General features: G+C 70.6%; 22 protein-coding genes and 2 tRNA genes. 9 read left to right on the top strand and 15 right to left on the bottom strand.

From position 1 onward, the window contains the following. Positions 1-54: 54 nt before the first annotated feature. Positions 55-756 (top strand): hypothetical protein, encoded by a 702-nt coding sequence (locus tag F8A92_RS02910; protein WP_153503178.1) that lies wholly within the window; start codon positions 55-57, stop codon positions 754-756. A 26-nt stretch (positions 757-782) separates the two neighbouring features. Here F8A92_RS02910 and F8A92_RS02915 read toward each other — a convergent pair whose 3' ends face one another. The 3 genes from F8A92_RS02915 to F8A92_RS02925 form a co-directional block, all read right to left on the bottom strand. Then, on the bottom strand, positions 783-1,799 hold the full coding sequence (locus F8A92_RS02915) for an amidohydrolase family protein (RefSeq protein WP_153503180.1): 1,017 nt from the start codon (positions 1,797-1,799) through the stop codon (positions 783-785). A gap of 76 nt (positions 1,800-1,875) precedes the next feature. Further along, positions 1,876-1,949 (bottom strand) — tRNA-Pro (locus F8A92_RS02920). 11 nt (positions 1,950-1,960) lie between these two features. Further along, positions 1,961-2,034: transfer RNA gene (locus F8A92_RS02925), tRNA-Gly, on the bottom strand. 198 nt (positions 2,035-2,232) lie between these two features. Between F8A92_RS02925 and F8A92_RS02930 the strand changes: the two genes are divergently transcribed. Next, entirely contained in the window at positions 2,233-2,718 is a 486-nt protein-coding gene (locus F8A92_RS02930) for a PRC-barrel domain-containing protein (protein ID WP_194291334.1), read from the top strand. Positions 2,719-2,772: 54 nt separating this feature from the next. Here the strand turns inward: F8A92_RS02930 and F8A92_RS02935 are convergent, their stop codons facing one another. Then, on the bottom strand, positions 2,773-4,107 hold the full coding sequence (locus F8A92_RS02935) for an NAD(P)/FAD-dependent oxidoreductase (protein ID WP_153503184.1): 1,335 nt from the start codon (positions 4,105-4,107) through the stop codon (positions 2,773-2,775). A 123-nt stretch (positions 4,108-4,230) separates the two neighbouring features. Between F8A92_RS02935 and F8A92_RS02940 the strand changes: the two genes are divergently transcribed. Further along, positions 4,231-5,481, top strand: a complete 1,251-nt coding sequence (locus F8A92_RS02940) for a GNAT family N-acetyltransferase (protein WP_194291335.1) — start codon at positions 4,231-4,233, stop codon at positions 5,479-5,481. Between the two features lie 19 nt (positions 5,482-5,500). Further along, positions 5,501-5,950, top strand: coding sequence for a ribose-5-phosphate isomerase (locus F8A92_RS02945; protein WP_153503188.1), 450 nt, complete (start codon positions 5,501-5,503; stop codon positions 5,948-5,950). Between the two features lie 3 nt (positions 5,951-5,953). Here F8A92_RS02945 and F8A92_RS02950 read toward each other — a convergent pair whose 3' ends face one another. Continuing rightward, positions 5,954-6,151, bottom strand: a complete 198-nt coding sequence (locus F8A92_RS02950) for a hypothetical protein (RefSeq protein ID WP_153503190.1) — start codon at positions 6,149-6,151, stop codon at positions 5,954-5,956. A gap of 17 nt (positions 6,152-6,168) precedes the next feature. Beyond that, positions 6,169-7,023, bottom strand: coding sequence for a mycothiol-dependent nitroreductase Rv2466c family protein (locus tag F8A92_RS02955; RefSeq protein WP_323368421.1), 855 nt, complete (start codon positions 7,021-7,023; stop codon positions 6,169-6,171). 143 nt (positions 7,024-7,166) lie between these two features. On the opposite strand from F8A92_RS02955, the gene pepN reads away from it, so the two are divergent. Next, the gene (gene pepN, locus F8A92_RS02960) at positions 7,167-9,710 is read left to right on the top strand and encodes an aminopeptidase N (RefSeq protein WP_228389148.1); all 2,544 of its coding nucleotides are present in this window, start codon (positions 7,167-7,169) and stop codon (positions 9,708-9,710) included. A 75-nt stretch (positions 9,711-9,785) separates the two neighbouring features. Here pepN and F8A92_RS02965 read toward each other — a convergent pair whose 3' ends face one another. Genes F8A92_RS02965 through F8A92_RS02975 form a run of 3 tightly spaced genes read right to left on the bottom strand, consistent with a single transcriptional unit; the run spans position 9,786 to position 11,927 of the window. Then, positions 9,786-10,211 carry a DUF5130 family protein gene (locus tag F8A92_RS02965; protein WP_153503194.1) on the bottom strand — a complete coding sequence of 142 codons (426 nt, stop codon included), beginning with the start codon at positions 10,209-10,211 and terminating at the stop codon, positions 9,786-9,788. A gap of 16 nt (positions 10,212-10,227) precedes the next feature. Further along, entirely contained in the window at positions 10,228-10,491 is a 264-nt protein-coding gene (gene ctaJ, locus F8A92_RS02970; protein ID WP_153503197.1) for an aa3-type cytochrome oxidase subunit CtaJ, read from the bottom strand. An 11-nt stretch (positions 10,492-10,502) separates the two neighbouring features. Then, positions 10,503-11,927, bottom strand: coding sequence for an amidase (locus F8A92_RS02975; RefSeq protein ID WP_153503199.1), 1,425 nt, complete (start codon positions 11,925-11,927; stop codon positions 10,503-10,505). A 35-nt stretch (positions 11,928-11,962) separates the two neighbouring features. Here F8A92_RS02975 and F8A92_RS02980 point away from each other — a divergent pair, with 35 nt between their 5' ends. Next, complete coding sequence (locus tag F8A92_RS02980) at positions 11,963-13,237, top strand: kynureninase (RefSeq protein ID WP_153503201.1); 1,275 nt, start codon at positions 11,963-11,965, stop codon at positions 13,235-13,237. Positions 13,238-13,278: 41 nt separating this feature from the next. On the opposite strand, the gene F8A92_RS02985 is transcribed toward F8A92_RS02980, so the two are convergent. Beyond that, a complete protein-coding gene (locus tag F8A92_RS02985; RefSeq protein WP_153503203.1) occupies positions 13,279-14,220 on the bottom strand; it encodes an AAA family ATPase in 942 nt (313 codons plus the stop codon). A 127-nt stretch (positions 14,221-14,347) separates the two neighbouring features. Here F8A92_RS02985 and F8A92_RS02990 point away from each other — a divergent pair, with 127 nt between their 5' ends. From F8A92_RS02990 to F8A92_RS03000, 3 genes are all read left to right on the top strand, one after another. Further along, complete coding sequence (locus F8A92_RS02990) at positions 14,348-15,268, top strand: mechanosensitive ion channel family protein (RefSeq protein ID WP_153503205.1); 921 nt, start codon at positions 14,348-14,350, stop codon at positions 15,266-15,268. A gap of 7 nt (positions 15,269-15,275) precedes the next feature. Beyond that, positions 15,276-15,680 (top strand): globin, encoded by a 405-nt coding sequence (locus F8A92_RS02995; protein WP_153503207.1) that lies wholly within the window; start codon positions 15,276-15,278, stop codon positions 15,678-15,680. Positions 15,681-15,921: 241 nt separating this feature from the next. Then, positions 15,922-16,827 (top strand): hypothetical protein, encoded by a 906-nt coding sequence (locus F8A92_RS03000; protein WP_153503209.1) that lies wholly within the window; start codon positions 15,922-15,924, stop codon positions 16,825-16,827. 13 nt (positions 16,828-16,840) lie between these two features. Here F8A92_RS03000 and F8A92_RS03005 read toward each other — a convergent pair whose 3' ends face one another. From F8A92_RS03005 to F8A92_RS03025, 5 genes are all read right to left on the bottom strand, one after another. After that, a complete protein-coding gene (locus tag F8A92_RS03005) occupies positions 16,841-17,491 on the bottom strand; it encodes a hypothetical protein (protein ID WP_153503211.1) in 651 nt (216 codons plus the stop codon). Further along, the gene (locus tag F8A92_RS03010) at positions 17,488-17,919 is read right to left on the bottom strand and encodes an acyl-CoA thioesterase (protein WP_228389149.1); all 432 of its coding nucleotides are present in this window, start codon (positions 17,917-17,919) and stop codon (positions 17,488-17,490) included. The genes F8A92_RS03005 and F8A92_RS03010 overlap by 4 nt, the downstream gene beginning before the upstream one ends. A gap of 3 nt (positions 17,920-17,922) precedes the next feature. Continuing rightward, positions 17,923-18,351: an acyl-CoA thioesterase gene (locus tag F8A92_RS03015; protein WP_153503213.1), complete on the bottom strand. Its 429-nt coding sequence runs from the start codon at positions 18,349-18,351 to the stop codon at positions 17,923-17,925. A gap of 4 nt (positions 18,352-18,355) precedes the next feature. Further along, positions 18,356-20,026, bottom strand: coding sequence for an energy-dependent translational throttle protein EttA (ettA, locus tag F8A92_RS03020; RefSeq protein WP_153503215.1), 1,671 nt, complete (start codon positions 20,024-20,026; stop codon positions 18,356-18,358). Between the two features lie 141 nt (positions 20,027-20,167). Continuing rightward, a complete protein-coding gene (locus F8A92_RS03025) occupies positions 20,168-20,548 on the bottom strand; it encodes a hypothetical protein (protein ID WP_153503217.1) in 381 nt (126 codons plus the stop codon). Positions 20,549-20,635: the final 87 nt, after the last annotated feature.

Consider the following 20,635-nt stretch of genomic DNA (forward strand, 5'->3'; position numbering starts at 1 on the left):
CCGCGCGCGGGCCGCCAGGGAGGATCTGCCTCATCAGCCATGAGGAGGCAGCACATGTACGACCCGCACGAACCGCTTCCCTTCGACCCGCCGCCGGATGACGGCTACGGGATGGCCCTGCCGACCCAGGCCGGCCCGGCGCGGTACCGTCCGATCGCCGGGCAGCACCCGAACCCGGCCAACCACGGGACGCCGTGGACCGATCGCCAGCATCATCTCCTTGTCGAGCGAATCCGGGCCGGTGACGACCTCGACGCCATCGCCGACGCGCTCGGCCGGAGAGCGAGCTCGGTGCTGACCCGGATGCGACGGCTTCTTCCGGCGGACAACCGCGAGCACCCGGGCGACCTCCTGCTCACCGTCACCCGGGACTACCTGGCCGACCCCGAGGCGCCGTGGCGCGCGAATCTGCTGCGCTCCACGCCGCCGCGCCCGGTCATCACGCCGCCGGCGATCGTCCGGACCGGTCTCGGCGGCATCGACGACGACGACCTCGTCGCGCTGGTCCACGCGATGATCACCGTCCACGGGCGGACGCCGCCGGACCTGCTGCACCGGCTCGGCGACGAGCTGGCGGAACGGGGGCTCACCGGGAGGCTCGTTCGCGAACGCGCACGGGAGCTGCGCTACAGCCGGGACTGCGTCCTGTCCGACGCCCAGCTCGACGATGCCGCGGAAGCGTGGGTGCGCAGCGCGCTGCACCCCGACCAGCCGCCGAGCGCGCGCTACGGGGACTACTGGGAACTGATGCGCTGACCGGTGCCGCCAAGGCCGCGGTGCGGCTACCGCCGCGACCCGTCGACCCGATAGACCCGCTCGGCGGTCCCCCGGAACAGTGCGTCCCTCTCGGACGGCGAGTAGTCCGCGGCGATCTTCTTGAACGCGTTCCAGAGGACGACGTAGCCGGTGGACTCGCGATCGACCGGGAAGTTCGACTCGAACATGCAGCGGTCCGGGCCGAACTGCTCGATGAGGTAACGGATCGGCTCACCCCACGCGGCGACCAGCTCGTCGCTGCTCGGCGCGGTGGGCCGCTGATCGAAGCCGATGCCGTAGACCTTCATGCCGATTCCGCCGAGCTTCACGTGCACGTTCTCGCAGCGCGCGACGTCCGCGATGCCGGAGCGCCAGGCCGCGAGCATCCCGTCGCGGTCGTCGGCGTACCGGCCGACACCGAGTGGACCGCCCAGATGATCCAGCACCATCGTGGCGGCGGGGACGTCGCGGGCGAGCTCGGCGAGCTCGGCGAGCTGGTCGAAGTACAGCCAGGCGTCGAACGTCAGGTCGCGAGCCGCGAGCTCCCGGACACCGTCGTGAAAGGCCGGCTCACGCATGAGGCCCGGTGTCGGCTTGGTGTGCGACCGGTGCACGGCCGGGTCGTCCGCGAACGCCGTCGCGTGCCGGATCCCCCGGAACAGCCCGTCGCCGGCGGCCACGTGCGCGTCGAGGACGGCGCCCGCCCGGGCACCCAGCGACATGTCGACGTACGACACGATGCCGCCGATGACGGCGCCGTCGCCGCCCCGCGACTCGGCGGCGGCCTGCGCAGCGCGCTCGGTCTCGCCCAACGCGCGCAGCTCCGGCGGCCCGTCGCGCCGGTAGTCCCACACGCAGTCGATGAAGACCGTCGCGAGCACGTTGTGCCCCGCACCGGTGTCCGCGTGCAGCTGCGGCACCAGGTAAGGCTGCAGTCCCGGCGCGTCCCACAGATGGTGGTGCGGGTCGATGATCGGCAGCTCCGGCTCGAGCGCCGCCTCCCGCTGCGTGGCGAGAAACGCGTCGTCCCAGGTGTAAGCCATGCCGACAACCTATCGGCGGAGGCCGCCGACGTCACGCGGCGCGGCTCCGGACCGCCCGTTGCCGGCGAGCGGCGAGTCGGGGTGACAGGATTCGAACCTGCGACCCTCCGCTCCCAAAGCGGATGCGCTACCAAGCTGCGCTACACCCCGATACGACAGAATGGAGCGGATGACGGGAATCGAACCCGCGTAATCAGTTTGGAAGACTGAGGCTCTACCATTGAGCTACATCCGCGTGGGCCGCGAAGGCCGCGTCGAAGTCTACACTTTCCGCGCCGGCGCCCCGCCACCAGATGCACCGGCCGCCCGCCTCCGTGTCGGAGCCGAAGCCGGAGAGAATTTCCGCGAAATGCTCGCTGCCGGGGCACGATCTCCGGTAGGTGTGGAGGCAGCACCCGTGCACGCCGCCAGCCGCCCCGCAGAGGAGCCCGCCATGACCGACGAGAACGCCATCGAGTCCCTGTTCGAAGCGACCGTCTACGACCCCGACGGCAACAAGATCGGCGGCGTGAGCCAGGTCTATACCGATGACCAGACGATGGAGCCGACCTGGGTGTCGGTCAACACCGGCCTGTTCGGGACCAAGGAGACGCTGATCCCGCTGGACGACGCCCGCATCTCCGGCGAGGAGATCCACGTGCCGTACACCAAGGACTTCATCAAGGACGTGCCGCACGTGGACGCCGACAACCACCTCGACGCCGACGACGAGCGCCGGCTCACCGAGCACTACCACGCGGAGCGCTACGGAGTGCCGGACACCGAGGCTGCCGGGCCGGCCGTGACCGCCGAGCCGGTCGCGGGTCCGGTCGAGCCGTCCGCCCCCGGGGGTCCGGCCGTGACCGCCGACTCGCCCCGCCCCACGGACCTGTCTGGTCCCACGGCACCGACCCAGGCTGCCGGAGAACCACGCGAATAAGGGCGCCAGTCCCCTCGGAGGCGACAGGGCGCTTCCTGCGCGACGTTTTCGCGGCTAGTTGCTGTCGATCAGGGGGTTGTAGCCCGGCCCGTGGTCCTCGATGGCTCGCCGGGCGATCACCTGCTGGGTCGTGACCGCGCGCTCGGCGCGCCCGCGCCCGATGAACGAGACGGTCCAGTGCAGCAACGTGGTGAGCCGGTGCTTGAACCCGATGAGATACCAGAGGTGCACACCCAGCCACAGCACCCAGGCGATGAACCCCGCGGTCCGGAAGTCCCGGACCTGCGCGACGGCGGAAAACCGCGAGATCGTCGCCATGCTGCCCTTGTCGAAGTACTGGAAGGGCTCGGTGAAGCCTGGATCGTCGACGCGCGCGGCGATCAGCCGGGCCGCGTGCCGACCGCCCTGGATGGCGACCGGGCTGACCCCGGGCAGATCGTCCAGCGACATCATGTCGCCGATGACGAACACCTCCGGATGGCCGGGCAGGCTCAGGTCCTGCTGCACCGACACCCGCCCGGACTTGTCGACCGACGCACCGGTCTGCTCCCCCAGCTGCTTGCCGAGCGGTGAGGCCTGCACCCCGGCGGCCCAGACCTTCATGAAGGCCTCGATCCGCTCCCGGGTCCCGTCGGAATGCTCCACGACGATGCTGCGAGCATCGACGTCCACCACCTTCTGGCCGAGCCGAACATCGATGCCGAGGCGTTCGAGGGCCCGCTGCGCCTTGCCCGACAGCCGGTCGCCGAAGGTGCCGAGCACCTGGTCGGCGGCGTCCAGCAGGATCACCCGGGAGGAGCGGGTGTCGAAGTTGTGGAACTCGTCGGGCAGCGCCCGGTAGGCCAGCTCCGCGATCTGTCCGGCCATCTCGACTCCGGTCGGTCCGGCGCCCACCACCACGAAGGTGGTCAGCCTCGCGACGTCCTTGGGGTCGGCGCTGAGCTCCGCGCGCTCGAACGCTCCGAAGATCCGGCCGCGGATCTCGAGCGCGTCGTCGATGGTCTTCATGCCGGGCGCGTACCGGGCGAACTGATCGTTGCCGAAGTACGACTGGCTCGAGCCGGCGGACACGATCAGGTAGTCGTACGACATCCTCATGTGCTTGTCGAGCATCGCGTAGTGCACGGTGCGCGACTCCAGGTCGATGCGGGAGACCTGCCCGAGGTGCACCTGCACGTTCTTCTGCCGCCGCAGGACTTCCCGGGTGGTCGGCGCGATCTCACCCTCGCTGAGGATCCCGGTCGCGACCTGGTAGAGCAGCGGCTGGAACAGGTGCTGGGCGGTCTTGCTGATCAGGGTGACGTCAACGTGCTTGCCCGCGAACGCGCGGGCGGCGAACAGGCCACCGAACCCTGACCCGATGATGACCACGTGCGGCCGATCGGCCATGCGACTCTCCTTCGTGACGAGGGAAGCTGTTGTCGATGACTGCAGCCTAGTCGTCGAGCCGGCGGCCACGGGCCGAACGAAAAAAACTTGCGCTTGCGCATACACGGCCCTCACGATGGGCCGGTGACCCACCCGCGACGTACGCCGCCCCATCTCGCCACCCCCACGCTGGAACGCGTCGCACCCGACGGGCACGCGGAGTTCTACGCCACCGTGACGGCCAACTTCATGGAGGCCGACGCCGCAGGTCGTGAGCAGCTCGACCGCGAGCAGTTCGGCACCGCGCGCAAGCTGGGCTTTCGCGTCGACGGGCGGTGGGTCGCGACCTTCGACAGCGTGCACCGCACCATGGCGGTGCCGGGTGGACAGCTCGACGTCGCCGCCATCACCGCGGTGACGGTCGCCGGGTCGTACCGTCGTCGCGGGCTGCTGACGCAGATGATGCGCACCGCGCTGCTCGAGTGCCCCGAGCCCGCGGCGCTGCTGTGGGCCAGCGAGCCGTCGATCTACGGCCGGTTCGGCTTCGGGGAGGCGACGACCCGCCTTCGCGTGACCGGCCGTGCCCCGGAGATGGCGTTCCTGCCGGAGATCGATCTCGGCACCGGCTCGGTCGACGTCCTGCCGGCGGCCGAATGGCTGGCGCTGGTCGCGCCCCTGCGCGAGCGGCTGCGGGCGCAGCGGCCCGGCTGGCTCGACCGTGACGAGGGATGGTGGCGGTGGTCCTGCAGCGACCCCGCCGAGTGGCGCGACGGCGCCCTGCCGCTGCAGCACGCCGCCCACTTCGATGCGGCGGGCACGGTCACCGGCTATGCCCTGTACTCCACGCACGCCGTCCAGCAGCCGCACGGGCCCGACGGCGAGGTGCGGATCCGCGAGCTCGTCGCCGCGGACAGCGCGTCGTACGCCCGCCTCTGGCGCTACCTCGTCGACCTCGACCTGATGCGCAGGATCCGCTACCCGAGGGGCGAGCGCGACCTGCCGCTGCGGGACATGCTCGCGAGCACCAGCTCCATCACCTGCGAGATCGCCGACGCCACGTACCTGCGCATCATCGACCTGCCCACCGTGCTGGGAGCCCGGCAGTACGCCGCCGACTGCGACGTGGCCGTGTCGATCGGCGATCCGCTGATCGAGGCCAACCGTGGGACCTGGCGGATCCGGGTCGCGGAACGCCGAGCCGAGGTGGCGCCGACCACGGCGCCGGCCGATCTGAGCCTCGGCATCCGCGAGCTCTCCGCGGCGTACCTCGGGGGCGTGCGGTTGGGGCAGCTGCAGCGTGCCGGACGCGTCACCGAGCACACGGAGGGCGCCGTCGGCGCGCTCTCGGAAGCGCTCGGCTGGCACCGGATGCCCCACTGTCTCGACGACTTCTAGCCGCGATACCTTTGCAGCCATGCGCGTATACATCGGCTGCGATCACGCCGGCTTCGAGCTGAAGAACTACCTCGTCGAGCACCTCGAGGACGCCGGGCACGAGGTCACGGATCTCGGCGCCCACGTCTACGACAAGGACGACGACTACCCGCCGTTCTGCATCGCGACGGCCGAGTCGGTGCGCGATGACGACGGCAGCCTCGGCATCGTGATCGGCGGGTCGGGCAACGGCGAGCAGATCGCCGCCAACAAGGTCACCGGCATCCGGGCCGCGCTCGCGTGGAGCACCGAGACGGCCGCGCTCGCGCGGGAGCACAACAACGCCCAGGTGGTGGGCATCGGGGCGCGGATGCACTCGTTGGAGGAAGCGGCCGCGATCGTCGATGCCTTCCTGGGCACCGCGTGGAGCGAGAACCCCCGCCACCAGCGGCGGATCGATCTCCTCGGCGCGTACGAGGCGAGCCGCTAGCGCTCAACGCGGCCGCCAGTGCCGGTGCACGACGTGCACCGACTTCTCGGCCTCCTCCAGATCCTCCGCGCTCGGGCGGTCGACGTCACGTGCGCGCATCGCCGCTGCGCGGCTGATCTGCGAGGGTCCGCCCCCGACCAGGCCGCGGGCGGACCGCTCGTCGAGCGAGTCGTGGTCGTCGTACGACCGGTCGCCGCCCATGGTCCTGGCCCCGCGCGCTAGTCGAACGCCGGCGACTCGTGCCGGCTGCGCTTGAGCTCGAAGAAGTGCGGGAAGGACGCCAGCTTGACGGCGCCGTCCCACACCGTGCCGGCCTCCTCGCCGCGCGGGATGCGCGACAGCACCGGCCCGAAGAAGGCGACCCCGTTCACGTGGATCGTCGGCGTGCCGACATCGTCGCCGACCTTGTCCATGCCCTCGTGGTGCGAGCGACGGAGCTCGTCGTCGTACTTGCCCGAGCGGGCGGCCTTGGCCAGCGACGTCGGGAGCCCCGCCTCCTCGAGCGACTCGGTGAGGATCTTCGCGAAGTCCTTGCGGCCCTCGTTGTGGATGCGCGTGCCCATCGCCGTGTAGAGCGTCGGAAGCACCTCGTCGCCGTGGTCGCGAGCCGCGGCGATCAGCACCCGCACCGGTCCCCAGGCCTTCTTCATGAGTGCGGCGTACGACGGCGGCAGGTCGCGACCCTCGTTGAGCACCGCGAGGCTCATCACGTGGAAGCTCACGTCGATGTCGCGGACCGCCTCCGCCTCCAGGATCCAGCGGGAGGTGATCCAGCACCACGGGCACAGCGGGTCGAACCAGAAGTCGACGCGGTCGTTGGCGGAGCCGGTGGTGAGCACGTCGGCGGCGTGGATCGATGCCTCGACCTCGCCCGGGCGCGGGGCGCCCAGAGCGTCGCCCTGCGGAGCCGTGGTGCTGTGGTCGTCCTTGGCTGCCTTCAGCTTCTTGGCCACCTTCGCCTTGGCGGAGGACGAGCCGACGTCCTTCTTGGCCGCCTTGGTCTCCTTGGACTTCTTCTTGGCCTTCTTGCTCTTGAGCTCGTCGGCCTTCTCGGCGTCCTTCTTCTTGCCCATGGTCGGCTCCGTCGTCTCTCGCGAATGAATCCGAGCATGATCCTATGGCAGGATCGACCGCGGTCGCCCGACCCGCGGGCGGTCTGTCCGTTCGCCGCTGCGCGATCCGCACGCAGCGGCATCGACTCGAAGGACGTTGGCCAGTGGCACATCCGAACCTCACCCGCGACCAGGCACGTGAACGCTCGTCGCTGATCCAGACGCAGGCGTACGACGTCGCGATCGACCTGACCGACGGCGCGGGCAAACCGGGCGATCGGACGTTCCGGGTGCGCGCGACCGTCACCTTCGACGCGACGCCGGGTTCATCGACGTTCATCGATGTGGTCGCGGACGCGATCCATGAGGCGACCCTGAACGGGCAGCCGGTCGACACCTCCGCGTACCGGGCCGAGGACGGCCTCGCGCTGAGCGGGCTCGCCGAGCACAACGAGCTGGTCCTCGACGTGGACTGCCTCTACACCAACACCGGCGAGGGCCTGCACCGCTTCGTGGACCCGAGCGACAACGAGACGTACCTCTACTCGCAGTTCGAGACGGCGAACGCGAAGCTGATGTTCCCGTGCTTCGACCAGCCCGACCTCAAGGCGACCTTCACCTTCCACGTCACCGCGCCGCAGGGCTGGCAGGTGATCTCCAACGGCTCGCCCGAGCGGACCACCGATCACGCCAACGGATCGAAGACCGTCGATTTCAGCCGAACGAAGCCGATGTCGACGTACATCACCGCGCTGATCGCCGGCCCGTTCCATCACGTGCACGACGCGCACGACGAGATCGAGCTGGGCATCTACTGCCGGTCGTCCCTCGGCAAGTTCCTCGACGCCGACGAGATCTTCGAGGTCACCAAGCAGGGATTCGACTTCTTCCAGAGCCTGTTCGACTTCCGCTACCCGTTCGGCAAGTACGACCAGCTGTTCGTGCCGGAGTTCAACTTCGGTGCGATGGAGAACGCCGGCGCGATCACGTTCCGCGACGACTACGTCTTCCAGTCGAAGGTCACCGAGTACCGGCTCGAGCGCCGCGCCGAGACGATCCTGCACGAGATGGCGCACATGTGGTTCGGCGACCTCGTCACCATGAAGTGGTGGGACGACCTGTGGCTGAACGAGTCGTTCGCGACCTACGCGTCGGTGCACTGCCAGGCCGAGGCGACGAAGTACACTAGCGCGTGGACGACGTTCGCCAACGTGGAGAAGACCTGGGCCTACGACCAGGACACCAAGTCGACCACCCACCCGATCTCCGCCGACATGGTCGACATCCAGGCGGTCGAGGTCAACTTCGACGGGATCACGTACGCGAAGGGCGCCTCGGTGCTCAAGCAGCTCGTCGCGTACGTCGGCCAGGAGGCCTTCTTCGCCGCGCTGCGCGAGTACTTCAAGAAGCACCAGTACGGCAACACCGAGCTGCAGGACCTGTTCGACGAGCTGGAGGCGGCGAGCGGCCGCGATCTGTCGTGGTGGGCGCAGCAGTGGCTGGAGACCTCGCAGGTGAACACCCTGCGTCCCCTGGTCGAGACCGACGCCGACGGGGTGGTGACGGCGTTCGCCATCGAGCAGACGGCGGTCCCCGAGCATCCGACGCTGCGCACCCACCGCCTGGCGATCGGCTGCTACGAGCTGGACGGCGACCGGCTGGTGCGCACCGACCGCATCGAGCTGGACGTGGAGGGCCCGCGCACCGACGTGCCCGCGCTCGTCGGGCGGCCGCGGGCCGCGCTGTACCTCGTCAACGACGATGATCTCGCGTACGCCAAGGTGCGCTTCGACCCCGAGTCACTGGCGTTCCTGCTGGAGAACATCGCCCGGTTCACCGAGTCGCTGCCGCGAGCGCTGTGCTGGGGAGCCGCCTGGGACATGACCCGGGACGGCGAGATGCGCGCCCGCGACTACCTGGCGCTGTTCCTGGCCGGGGTCGGCAGCGAGCAGACGATGTCGGTCATCCAGACGCTCTCGGCGCAGGCGCAGACGGCCGTGACCGCGTACGGCGCCCCCGACTGGTCGGCGAGCGGCGCCGAGCAGCTGGCCGACTTCGCCTGGCAGCAGACGGCGGCGGCCGCACCGGGCAGCGACGCGCAGGTGCACTGGTCGCGGGTGTTCGCCTCGACCGCGGTGACCGACGCCCAGCTGGACCGCCTGGCCGCCATCGTCTCCGGCGCCGAGGTGGTCGAGGGCCTGGCGATGGACCTCGACACGCGGTGGGCGCTGCTCACGCCGCTGGTCGCGGCCGGCCGCGCCGGGGACGCCGAGATCGACGCGGCCCTGGAGGTCGACCCGGGCGACGTCGCCCAGCGACGCGCCGCCACCGCCCGCGCCGTCCGCGCCACGGCGCAGGCGAAGGCGGACGCCTGGGCGGCCACGGTGGAGGACGACACGCTGACCAACTACCTGCACGAGGCGACCGCGCTCGGGTTCTACTCCTGGCGGCAGTACGACCTGACCCGTCCGTACCGCCAGAAGTACTTCGGCGCGCTCGATCAGGTCTGGAAGGACCGCTCGTCGGCGATCGCGCAGCAGGTCACCGAGCTGCTGTTCCCGCGGTTGATCGAGCAGGACACCGTGGACGCCGCCAACGAGTGGCTCGCCGCGGGCGGCCACAACCCGGCCGCCGCCCGGCTGGTCAACGAGCAGCGCGACTCCATCGCCCGCGCGCTGGCCTGCCGGCTGCGGGACGCCCAGCCCTAGACGCGCTTCTGCGGTGGAGTAGCGCACGCTAATCGCGAGATAGCGTGCGCTACTGCACCGCAGAACGAAGAAGGTCTAGCGCTCGATCGGGTGGCCGGCCTGGTCGGAGAGCATCCGAAGCCCGTTGACGATGCCGCCGACCAGGTCGCCGCCCTGGAAGCTCGACACCATCGACGCGACGGCGAGCTGGCAGGCGCGATCGGTGAGCCGCTTCGCGGCGTGCTCACCGACGCCGATCTCGACGGCGTGCTCGTTCGGCGACACCGCGACCAGGCAGGTGTTCGCCGCCTGCGCACCGAAGGAGCGGTGCCGGGCGGCGACGCCGCCCCGTCGATCGGGGCCGAGGTCGCCGATGTAGATGGAGAAGTTGATGTCGGACTCGCGGGACGACATCGTGATCGCCTCGGAGAGCCGGTCCATCTCCTTGAAGGTGAACGGACCGGTGTTGCCCTTGGGGCCGTAGCCGAGCGGCGGGGTGTTGGGTGCTGAGTGCGTTGCCATCAGTGAGTTCTCCTCGTTACCAGGTGCCGCTCGCGCCGCCGACCATGGTGGCCGACGGGGCGTGCTCAGGGCCGGCCTCGATCGCGTGGGCCGGACGATGTACCGCCGCGCCTTCGCGCGGGTGGCCGACGAACCACAGCGGCTGATGCCACTCCTCGCCGAGCTTGTAGGTGCCCGCGGACGCGGTGTCGCGCGAGGTCACGTAGGCCAGCAGGTAGCACAGCGCGAGAACGACGGCCGGACCGCCGACGAACAGCAGGAGGGCGTGAACGAGGCTCATGCCTACAGAATCTAGCCGATCGTGTCGTCGTTCCATATCGGCGGTACGCGCTCGCGCCACGGCGCCGCCTGCTCGAGCTGCGCGGCGACCGAGAGCAGCGTCCACTCGTCGGCCGGTCGTCCCACCAGCATCATGCCTATCGGCAGTCCTTGCGAGCTCATGTGCAGCGGCAGGCTGATGGCGGGCTGTCCGGAGACGTTGTAGATGGACGTGAACGCCGAGTACCGCTTCTGCCGCTCGAAGTCCTCGGCCGGGTCGTCTCCATACCAGTCGACGGGGCGGGCGACGTCCGTGGTCACCGGGCACAGCACAACGTCGTACGGCGCGAGCCGCCGCACGACCGATCGCCCGGCCTCCCCCATCGCGATGTGGGCGAGCATCGCCTGCTGACCGCTCAGCGCCATGCCCTGCGCGCGCAGCCACCGGGTCAGCGGCTTCAGGTGCGCCGCCTGCTCGTCGTCGAACGGCAGCGTGGTCGCCCCGAGCGCCCAGACCTTGACGAACTCCTCGATGCCGCTGGGGTCGATGGGCGCCTCGATGTCCTCGACGTCGTGGCCCAGCGACTCCAGCAGCGCCGAGGTCGCCTCCCACGCCGCGCGCACCTCGGGCGCCACGACCGCGCCCGGGATGACCGGGTCGACGTAGCGCCCGATGCGCAGCCGGCCCGGCGACGAGCGCACCGCGTCACGGAACGTCCGCCCGGGCGGCAGCGGCGGCGCCCAGATCGCGTCCGACCGCCCGGGACCGGCCGTGATGTCGAGGAAGGCCGCGGCGTCCTCGACCGTGCGCGCCAGCGGCCCCATCACGCCGAGCCCGGCCGGGTCGACCCGGGCGCTGGTGATCCGGCCGCGGGACGTCTTCAGCCCCACCAGACCGCAGGCGGCCGCCGGGCTGCGGACCGACCCGCCGCCGTCGGAGCCCTGGGCCATCGGCAGCAGCCCCGACGCCACCGCGGCGGCGGCGCCGCCGGAGGATCCGCTGGCCAGCCGGCCGAGGTCCCACGGCGTCCGGGCGGTGGGGCCGACGTCGTTGATGGTCCAGCAGGGAAAGCCGAACTCGGGGGTCTGGGTCTTCCCGAGGCTGATCATCCCGCCGTCGAAGATCCGCTGGATCGCCTCGTCGGTCTCCGGGGCGACGAAGTCGCGCATGAGCGCGGTGCCGCAGGTCGTCCGGACGCCGGCGACGTTCGACAGGTCTTTGATGCCGGTGGGCACGCCGTGCAGCAGCGGCAGGTCGGCACCCTCGCGCACCGCGCGCTCCGCGTCCTTCGCGCCGGTCCGCGCGGCGTCCGCCGTCAGCGTGACGAAGGCGCCGACCGTGTCGTTGTGCCGGTCGATCCGGTCCAGGTAGTGCTCGACCAGCTCGACCGGCGAGATCTCACGCCGCGCGACGGCAGCGGCCTGCTCGAGCGCGCTGAGATCGTGAAGGGATGACATGCAGGTCAACGTATCCGGTGCGCGAGAATTGGACCATGCCGACCAACGACGCCCCGCCGTACGAGCTGTCACGGGATTTCGCGCGCGCCCTCGATGCGCAGAACCCGCTGCGGGCGCACCGCGAGCTGTTCGTGCGCGACGACGCGACCGTCTACCTCGACGGCAACAGCCTCGGCCGGCTGCCCCGCGCCACCGCCGACCGGCTGGCGACGGTCGTCCGCGACGAGTGGGGTCGTGACCTGATCCAGTCCTGGCCGCGCTGGCTGGAGCGCTGCACGACGGTCGCCGACCGGCTCGGCCGCGCGGTGCTGGGCGTCGACCCCGGGCAGGTCGCGCTGGCCGACTCCACCACCGTCAGCCTGTTCAAGGTGCTGAGCGCGGCGATCGGGCTGCGCCCCGGACGGCGGACCATCCTCATCGAGGCCGACTCCTTCCCGACCGACCACTACGTCGTGCAGGGCCTCGCGCGGCAGCACGGCATGCGCGTCGTGGTGGTGCAGAGCGACATCGACGGCGGCCTGAGCCCCGCCCAGGTGGAGGCGGTACTGAGCGACGACGTGGCGCTGGCCTGCTTCTGCCACGTCTCCTACCGCTCCGGTGCTCTCGCCGACATGACGGCGATCACCGCCCTGCTGCACGCGCGCGGGGCGCTCGCGGTGTGGGACCTGTGCCATTCTGCGGGCGCCGTCCGCACGCCGCTGGCCGAGTCGGACGCCGACTTCGCGGTCGGCTGCACCTACAAGTACCTCAACAGCGGCCCGGGGGCCCCGGCGTTCCTCTACGTGCGCCGCGACCTGATCAGCGAGTGCGACCAGCCGATCTGGGGCTGGTTCGGGCAGGCCGACCAGTTCGCGATGGGCCAGACGTACGAGCCGGTCGAGACGATCGAGCGATTCCTGTCGGGGACGCCGCCGATGCTCGGGGTGACGGCCGTCGAGGAAGGCGTACGGACCATCGCGGACGCCGGCATCGAGGCGCTCGAAACCGGCGGGCGGCTGCTCACAGGGTATGCGCTCAAGCTGACCGACGAGTGGCTCGCCCCGCTCGGCTGGCGCGTCGCCTCGCCCCGGCCGGCCGGACGCCGCGGTGCGCACCTGACGCTGCATCACGCGGCGGCCTGGCAGGTCAACCAGGCACTCATCGCGCGGGGCATCGTGCCGGACTTCCGCACGCCGGACCGGTTGCGGCTCGGGATGGCGCCGTTGACCACGTCGTTCGAGGACGTCTGGGCGGGCTTCGATGCCATCCGCGAGATCACTCATCAGCGCGAGTACGAGCGCTACCCCGCCGAACGGGCCCGCGTCACCTGAGCCCGGCTCGCCGGGCCTCCCCTGCCGGCCGGCGGATCGCGCTAGTAGCGCGAGCGGAAGACCTTGCGGGGGCGGCCGGACCGGCCGTCGCTGTGCTCCTCGCTGCTGACCGCACCGGCGCGCTCCAGCTCGTTGAAGACCTGGACCAGCCGGGAGCGCGTCCAACCGGTCGCCGCCTGCAGGCCGACGTCGGACGCGCTCGACGGCCCGCGCTCGACCAGCTCGTCGAGCAGCATCGCTGCGGGGCGGGACAGGCTCCGGGCCAGCTCGCGCCGCAGGTACGACGCTCGCTGGAGGTCGTCCGGGTCCACGCCCTCGAGCACGATGCGCCGGGCCGCCCGCACGAGGGCCCGCGGGTTGCCGTTCGCCGAGTCGACCGCGATGCGCAGCGCGTGGCCGCTCAGCTCGTCCTTGGTCGTACGGCGGCGCAGCAGGCTCGCCGCCTGCACGTCGGTCAGCGGGCCGAGCTCGATGACCACGTCGAAGAAGTCGGCGGCCGGTGATGCGGCGAGCGTGGCGTGGTCCTGCTGGTGGCACGTCACGACCCACGGCACCGGCACCTGCCACATCTCGTCGCGGTGCCGGCCGAAGGCGTCGAGCAGCAGCGACAGCGGTGCGTTGTCCACCAGAACGACGACGTCGGACGGCGCCTCGGCGAACCGCGCGAACCGCGCGTACGCCGACGCCCCGCCCACCACGGCCATGCCGGGCACCAGCTCTCCGAGCGACTCGTGCAGCAGATCCTCGGCCGAATCGAGGGTCGCCGCGTTGACGAAGCGCGGGTAGCAGGCGTGCTCGCGGGGCAGGCGCCGAAGCAGCTGGTGCAGGGTCGTGGTGGCGCCGGATCCCGGCTCTCCGACGAGCAGGACGTTCAGTGCGCGCCGCGCCGCGTCCTCGACGACGTCGAGCTCGGCACTGCGCTCGACCACCAGGCTGCGGTCGGCCGAGGTGGACAGCAGCGGGCGGTTGGAGAGTGCGGCCACTCACTTACTCTACTTACAGTAAGTTTTGTCAGTCAACTGGATCACAGCGTCCCGGCGGTCCGGTGACGTGGGCAGCACCACGCCGGCGGCTCAATCTCCGCCCAGCAGGCGCGCCTAGAGTGGTCGGGTGACTTTCTCCGACCTGCACGCCCTCGCCACCGAGACCTTGATAGACGCCAACGAGGCGCTGGTGACCGCGGGACGGATCGCGATCATCGTGGTCGTCGCGGTCATCGCCCGGCTGCTGATGCAGCGCGCGGTACGCCGGCTGACCCAGCGGTCGATCGACGGAAAGATGCCGGTGATGCTCAGCCCGCTGCGGGGCCGCGCCCGCAAGGTCGTCGTCGCCGCCACCGGGCTCGGCGACGAGCGTCGCCGGCAGCGGGCCGAGACCATCCGCAGCGTGCTCGGCAGCGCCATCTCGATCCTCGTCGTGACCGTCGCCTCGATCCTGGTCCTCGGCGAGCTCGGCATCAATCTCGCGCCGATCGTGGCCAGCGCGGGCATCGTCGGCGTCGCGCTGGGCTTCGGCGCGCAGAACCTGGTCAAGGACTACCTGAACGGCATCTTCATGATTCTCGAGGACCAGTACGGCGTGGGCGACGTCGTCGACATCGGCGAGGCGGTCGGCACGATCGAGGCGGTCGGGCTGCGCACGACGCGGGTCCGCGATGTCGAGGGCGTCATCTGGTACGTCCGCAACGGCGAGATCCTGCGCGTGGCCAACCACAGCCAGGGCACCGCGAGCGTCATCGTGGACATGCCGGTCGCGCACGGCACCGACCTCGACCTCGCCCAGGCGGAGATGCGCCGCGTCCTCGATGAGATGGCCGGCGCGGACGTCGAGAAAGACGCCCTCCTCTCGCCCCCCGAGGTGCTCGGCGTCCAGTCCGTGAGCGCGGTGGGCATCACCCTGCGGGCCGTGCTGACCGTGAGCCCCGACGAGCGCTACCGTGTCGCGCGAGAAGCCAAGCAGCGGATCTCCGCGGCCTTCACCACGGCAGGCATCTCCGCACCGGCGGTATCCTTCCCCGGAGCGGACAAGTAGGAGGATCGTGACCACCAGAGCACAACGCCACGGCTCGTTCTACGAACAGATCGGCGGGCACGAGACGTTCGTCCGGCTGGTACGGCGCTTCTACGAGGGAGTCGCCGCCGACGCCGAGCTCCGGCCGATGTATCCCGAGGACGACCTCGGGCCTGCGGAAGTGCGGCTGCGGATGTTCCTCGAGCAGTACTGGGGCGGCCCCGCCACCTACTCCGAGCAGCGTGGCCACCCGCGCCTGCGGATGCGGCACGTGCCGTTCAGGATCGGGCCGCACGAGCGAGACCTGTGGCTGCGTCACATGCGGGACGCCGTCGACTCCCTCGAGCTCGATCCGGAGGACGACAAGCGGCTCTGGGACTATCTCAGCATGGCCGCGCACAGCATGGTGAACACCGAGCCGATCCGCCGCTAGCACCGTTCTGGTGTGACCTGGATCGCAGATCGCACGCCGGAAGTGGCGGTCGCCACACTTAGACGTGCACACTGTCACGAGGCCGTCACGGTTGCGCCCCAGCCGGGTGACACCAGCGCCGCTCCTGACCAACCTCGGTCACTATTGAACGCGTATGAATCCGCCCGAAGCAGTGCCCCAGGCCGAGGGTAGCTCCCTCGAACCACCGCCCCCCATCCATCGGGTCGCGTGGTGGATGCTCGTGTGCCTGTTGCCGGTCGTCACGGTGCTGCTGTTCCTCCCGTGGTCGGCCGAGCAGGTCGGGCCCTCGGTGGACGTGCGCTCCGAGCTGGTGTGGTCGAGCGTGGCCAGCGTCGTGCTCGGGGCGCTGGCCCTGGCGTTCCCGCACCGGTGGATGTCGTTCCTTGCCTTCCTGCCCACGATCGGTGCGCTCACCGACATCGGGACCGTGCTGTGGCCCGAGAACGGCGGCTATCCGGTCGTGGTGAAGATCGTCGTGCTCGTGCTCTCGGCGGTCGGTGTCGCCTGGGTGCTCTCCGCCCTCGGGTACCCCGCCCGCGAGCAGCAGACCCGGTGGATCGTCGCGCCGGTCGCCGCGGCGCTCATCATCGCCACGCTGTGGCTGCCGTGGGTCGTCGTCTCGGGCATCGGCCAGGAGTCCGGCCAGATGGCCGCCTTCGACCTGTTCCTCAAGTCGGCGGCGACCGGTGCCAGCGGCGTCACCCTCACCCGCCTGGCCATCCTGGTCATCATGGTCGCGGGCATCGCCGGCTCGGTGCTGCCGCTGACCAGCCGCAAGTCGACCGCCACCCGGCTCGCGATGAGCATCACGCTCGGGGCGGCCGTGGGCCTGGTGCTGCTGTGCCTGTGGCTGTCGATCCGCGGGGACGCCGTCCGACCCTCGGACTACGCCAGCGGGCTGCGGGTGGCGCTGGCCGGCTTCGTGCTGATCACGCTCGTGTGGAACTCTCGCCTCAAGGCTGCGGAGAACCGCAGCGGTGGCGAGCAATACCCGCGGCGGATCGACGACAGCGGCTACATCCCGGTGATCATGACCGGCCCGTCGGACCGGTCGGCGAGCACTCCCCAGTTCGTGGCCCCCGAGCCGTCCAGCTCCTCGGGCGACCAATGGCGCACGAGCGCCTGAGCGGCGGGTCGCGCTAGGAGAGCCCGAGCAGGTCGATCGTGGCCGGCCGGCGGAAGGCCGCACCGAGCCGGGTGGCCGCGACCACCCATGCGCCGTGGGTGGCGACCCGGATGGTGTCGTTCGTGGTGGAGGGCTCGGTCAGGAAGCCGAGCCGGCTCATCGCCACCAGCATCCGCATCGGTATCTCGACCGGATCGGCGCTGTCGCGATCGACCATCGCGATGGTCTGCGAGAGCATCGAGTCACCGGCCGCCGCGACCTGGGTGTCGTCGAGCGCGCGCAGCTGCGAGCCCGCCAGGTCGAGGGTCTGCAGGATCTCCCCGGTGGGCAGGTCCTCGCGGTGCGTCCACCCGGACGCCGGCGGTAGCGAGGCGCGCCAGGCGGCGTCCATCGAGGACGGCAGCGGCACCTGGTCGGCCGAGGACACCGACCGCTCGACGGCGTCGGCGAGCGCCTTGCCGGACACGGTCACATCGGCGACGCCCTCGAGGGTCGCGTTGATGTCGCGGCGGACGAGCACGCCGACGACCAGCGCCCACGCCGTCACCCGGTCGCGCTCACCCTTGAGCCGCACCAGGCCGTCGGGCGCGAGCCGGGCGACGCGGGACGTCAGCGTGAGCAGGTCGGTGCGGGCCGCGGCGGACGCCGGTCGCAACGCCGTCATTCGCGGCCGCCGGGCGGCTCGAACGACAGCAGATACTCGCGCTCGGCGGTGGTGAACCGGCGCGGGCGGCCGGTGCCGAAGTTGATCGGCGCGAGCTTCGTCGTTGCGGTGGCCGCCAGCTCCGGCTCGTCACCCGAGCCGTTCCACAGCTCGTACGCGGTGATGTAGTACGCCGCGCGCACGTCCTCCACCCACAGCCGCACGCGCAGCGGCCGGGTGGAGAACGGCACCTGACGCCGGTAGCGGATCTGGTGCTCGACGACCACGATGCCGGTCCCGAGCATCTCCGCGCCGGTGCGCTCCCCCGGCCGCGACTCGAAGGCGTTGACGCGGGCCTGCTCGAGGTACGTCACGAACGTCGCGTTGTTGACGTGCCCGTAGGCGTCCATGTCGCCCCAGCGCAGCGGCACCTCGGTCTCGAAGACCACCGGTCAGTCCTCCTGGGCCGTGAACGACTCGATCCAGGAACGCTCGGCGTCGCTCCACGGGCTCGGCCGGCCGGACTCGTAGTCGAAGTTGACCAGGACGCAGGTGACGGTGCAGGCCGGGGAGGTGTCCTCCTCGCCCCACAGCTCCTCGCGGATGCGGGCGGAGGTGCGTCCCACCGACAGGGTCGCGCACTTCATCACCATGCGCTTGCCGGGCTCGCCCTGGGTGAGCACCTGGCGGTGGTAGTCGATCTCCTGGCGGGCCAGGATGAGCCCGGAGCTCGGCACGTTGGCCTCGCGTCCGGGCAGGTGCTCGAACCACTCGATGCGCGCGTCCTCGGCGTAGGTGGCGAACTTGCCGTTGTTGATGTGTCCCTGCCGGTCGGCGTCCGACCAGCGCAGCTGCACCTGGTAGTCGTAGGTCTGTGCCATCGCGCTATCCCCGGGTCAGCTTGCGGTAGGTGGCGCGGTGCGGACGGGCCGCCTCCGGCCCGAGGCGCTCGACCTTGTTCTTCTCGTAGGCATCGAAGTTGCCCTCGAACCAGAACCACTGCGAGTCGCCCTCGTAGGCGAGGATGTGGGTCGCGATGCGGTCCAGGAACCAGCGATCGTGGGAGGTGACGACGACGCAGCCGGGGAAGTCCAGCAGCGCGTTCTCCAGGCTCGACAGCGTCTCGACGTCGAGGTCGTTCGTGGGCTCGTCGAGCAGGATCAGGTTGCCGCCCTGCTTGAGGGTGAGCGCGAGATTGAGCCGGTTGCGCTCACCGCCGGACAGCACGCCCGACGGCTTCTGCTGGTCGGGGCCCTTGAAGCCGAACGCCGAGATGTACGCGCGGGACGGCATCTCGACGTGGCCGACCTGGATGTGGTCCAGCCCGTCGGAGACGACCTCCCACACGTTCTTCTTCGGGTCGAGCCCGGCGCGGGACTGGTCGACGTACGACAGCCGCACGGTCTCTCCGAGCTTGATGGTGCCGGAGTCCGGCTGCTCGTCGCCCACGATCATCTTGAACAGCGTCGTCTTGCCCGCGCCGTTGGGGCCGATGACGCCGACGATGCCGTTGCGCGGCAGCGAGAACGACAGGTCGTCGATCAGGACGCGCTCGTCGAAGCCCTTGGTCAGGTGGTCGGCCTCGACGACGACCGCGCCGAGGCGCGGGCCCGGCGGAATCTGGATCTCCTCGAAGTCCAGCTTGCGGGTCTTCTCCGCCTCGGCGGCCATCTCCTCGTAGCGGGCGAGACGCGCCTTGCTCTTGGCCTGCCGGCCCTTGGCGTTCGAGCGCACCCACTCGAGCTCCTCGGCGAGCCGCTTCTGGCGCTTGGCGTCCTTCTGGCCCTCGACCTTGAGGCGGGACTGCTTCTTCTCAAGGTAGGTGGAGTAGTTGCCCTCGTAGGCCAGGGCGCGCCCGCGGTCGAGCTCGAGGATCCACTGGGCGACGTTGTCCAGGAAGTACCGGTCGTGGGTGACCGCGACGACGGTGCCGGCGTACTTCTCGAGGTGCTGCTCCAGCCAGTTCACGGACTCGGCGTCCAGGTGGTTGGTGGGCTCGTCGAGCAGCAGCAGGTCCGGCGCCTCCAGCAGCAGCTTGCACAGCGCGACGCGGCGCTTCTCACCACCGGAGAGGTTGCTGATGTCGGCGTCCCCGGGCGGGCAGCGCAGCGCGTCCATGGCCTGCTCGATGGTCGAGTCGAGCTCCCAGCCGCCGCCGTGCTCGATCTTCTCCATCAGCTTGCCCTGCTCGGTCAGCAGCGTGTCGAAGTCGGCGTCCGGCTCGCCCATGGCGGCCGAGACCTCCTCGAACTTCGTCAGGGTGTCGCGCATGTCCTTCACGGCGAGGTCGATGTTCTCGCGCACCGTGAGGTTCTCGTCGAGGTGCGGCTCCTGCGCGAGCATGCCCACGCTGTAGCCGGGCGAGAGGATGGCGTCGCCGTTGGAGGGCTTGTCGACGCCCGCCATGATCTTCAGCACCGAAGACTTGCCGGCGCCGTTGGGGCCGACGACGCCGATCTTCGCGCCGGGCAGGAAGGCCAGCGTCACGTCGTCAAGGATCACCTTGTCGCCGTGCGCCTTGCGCGCCTTGCGCATCGAGTAGATGTACTGAGCCACGTGGGTGCCTCTTTCGTTGCAGTGTCGGTGGTGCATGCGTCAGGTCCCGATTGTCCCGCAACACCGTACGGCGGGGTGACGCGCGGTCACGATTCCGAGCCCAGCGGCGTAGCGCCGCTGGGCCAGGAGAACGGGCGGCCGCTAGCCCAGGATGAGCAGCAGCGCGACGACGACGATCACGAGGACCAGCACGCCGATCGCGATGTACAGGTTGCGCTTGGCGTCCGGGTTGACCGGCGGCAGGTCGCTGGGCTGGATCTGCGCCGCCGACGGGGTGGCGGCGCCCATCACCTCGGACGAGCGCGGGTCGTGGTCCTCCGGGAGGACGACCTCCGGCTGCGGGCGCGCGCGCTCGTTGCCGAGCGCGCCGCGGTCGGCGGCCGACGCGTCGTCGTCGTCCCCGTTGGCGAAGGCGCGGAACTGCTCCGTGCTGCCGAGCTCGTCCGAGGGCAGCTCGGCGCCCGCTGGGCGCAGCGAGCCGCCGGCGTTGGTCTTGTCGTGGGGCTGCTCGGGCGAGCTCATTCGTCCTCCGTCGTCGATGGCCGGGTCGCGCCTAACCCTACTCGGCGCCGCGATCGGTGCGCTGGGGATCGGCGCCAAGGCTCCCCC

The sequence above is a fragment of the Cumulibacter manganitolerans genome (assembly GCF_009602465.1).
GTDB lineage: Bacteria > Actinomycetota > Actinomycetes > Mycobacteriales > Antricoccaceae > Cumulibacter > Cumulibacter manganitolerans.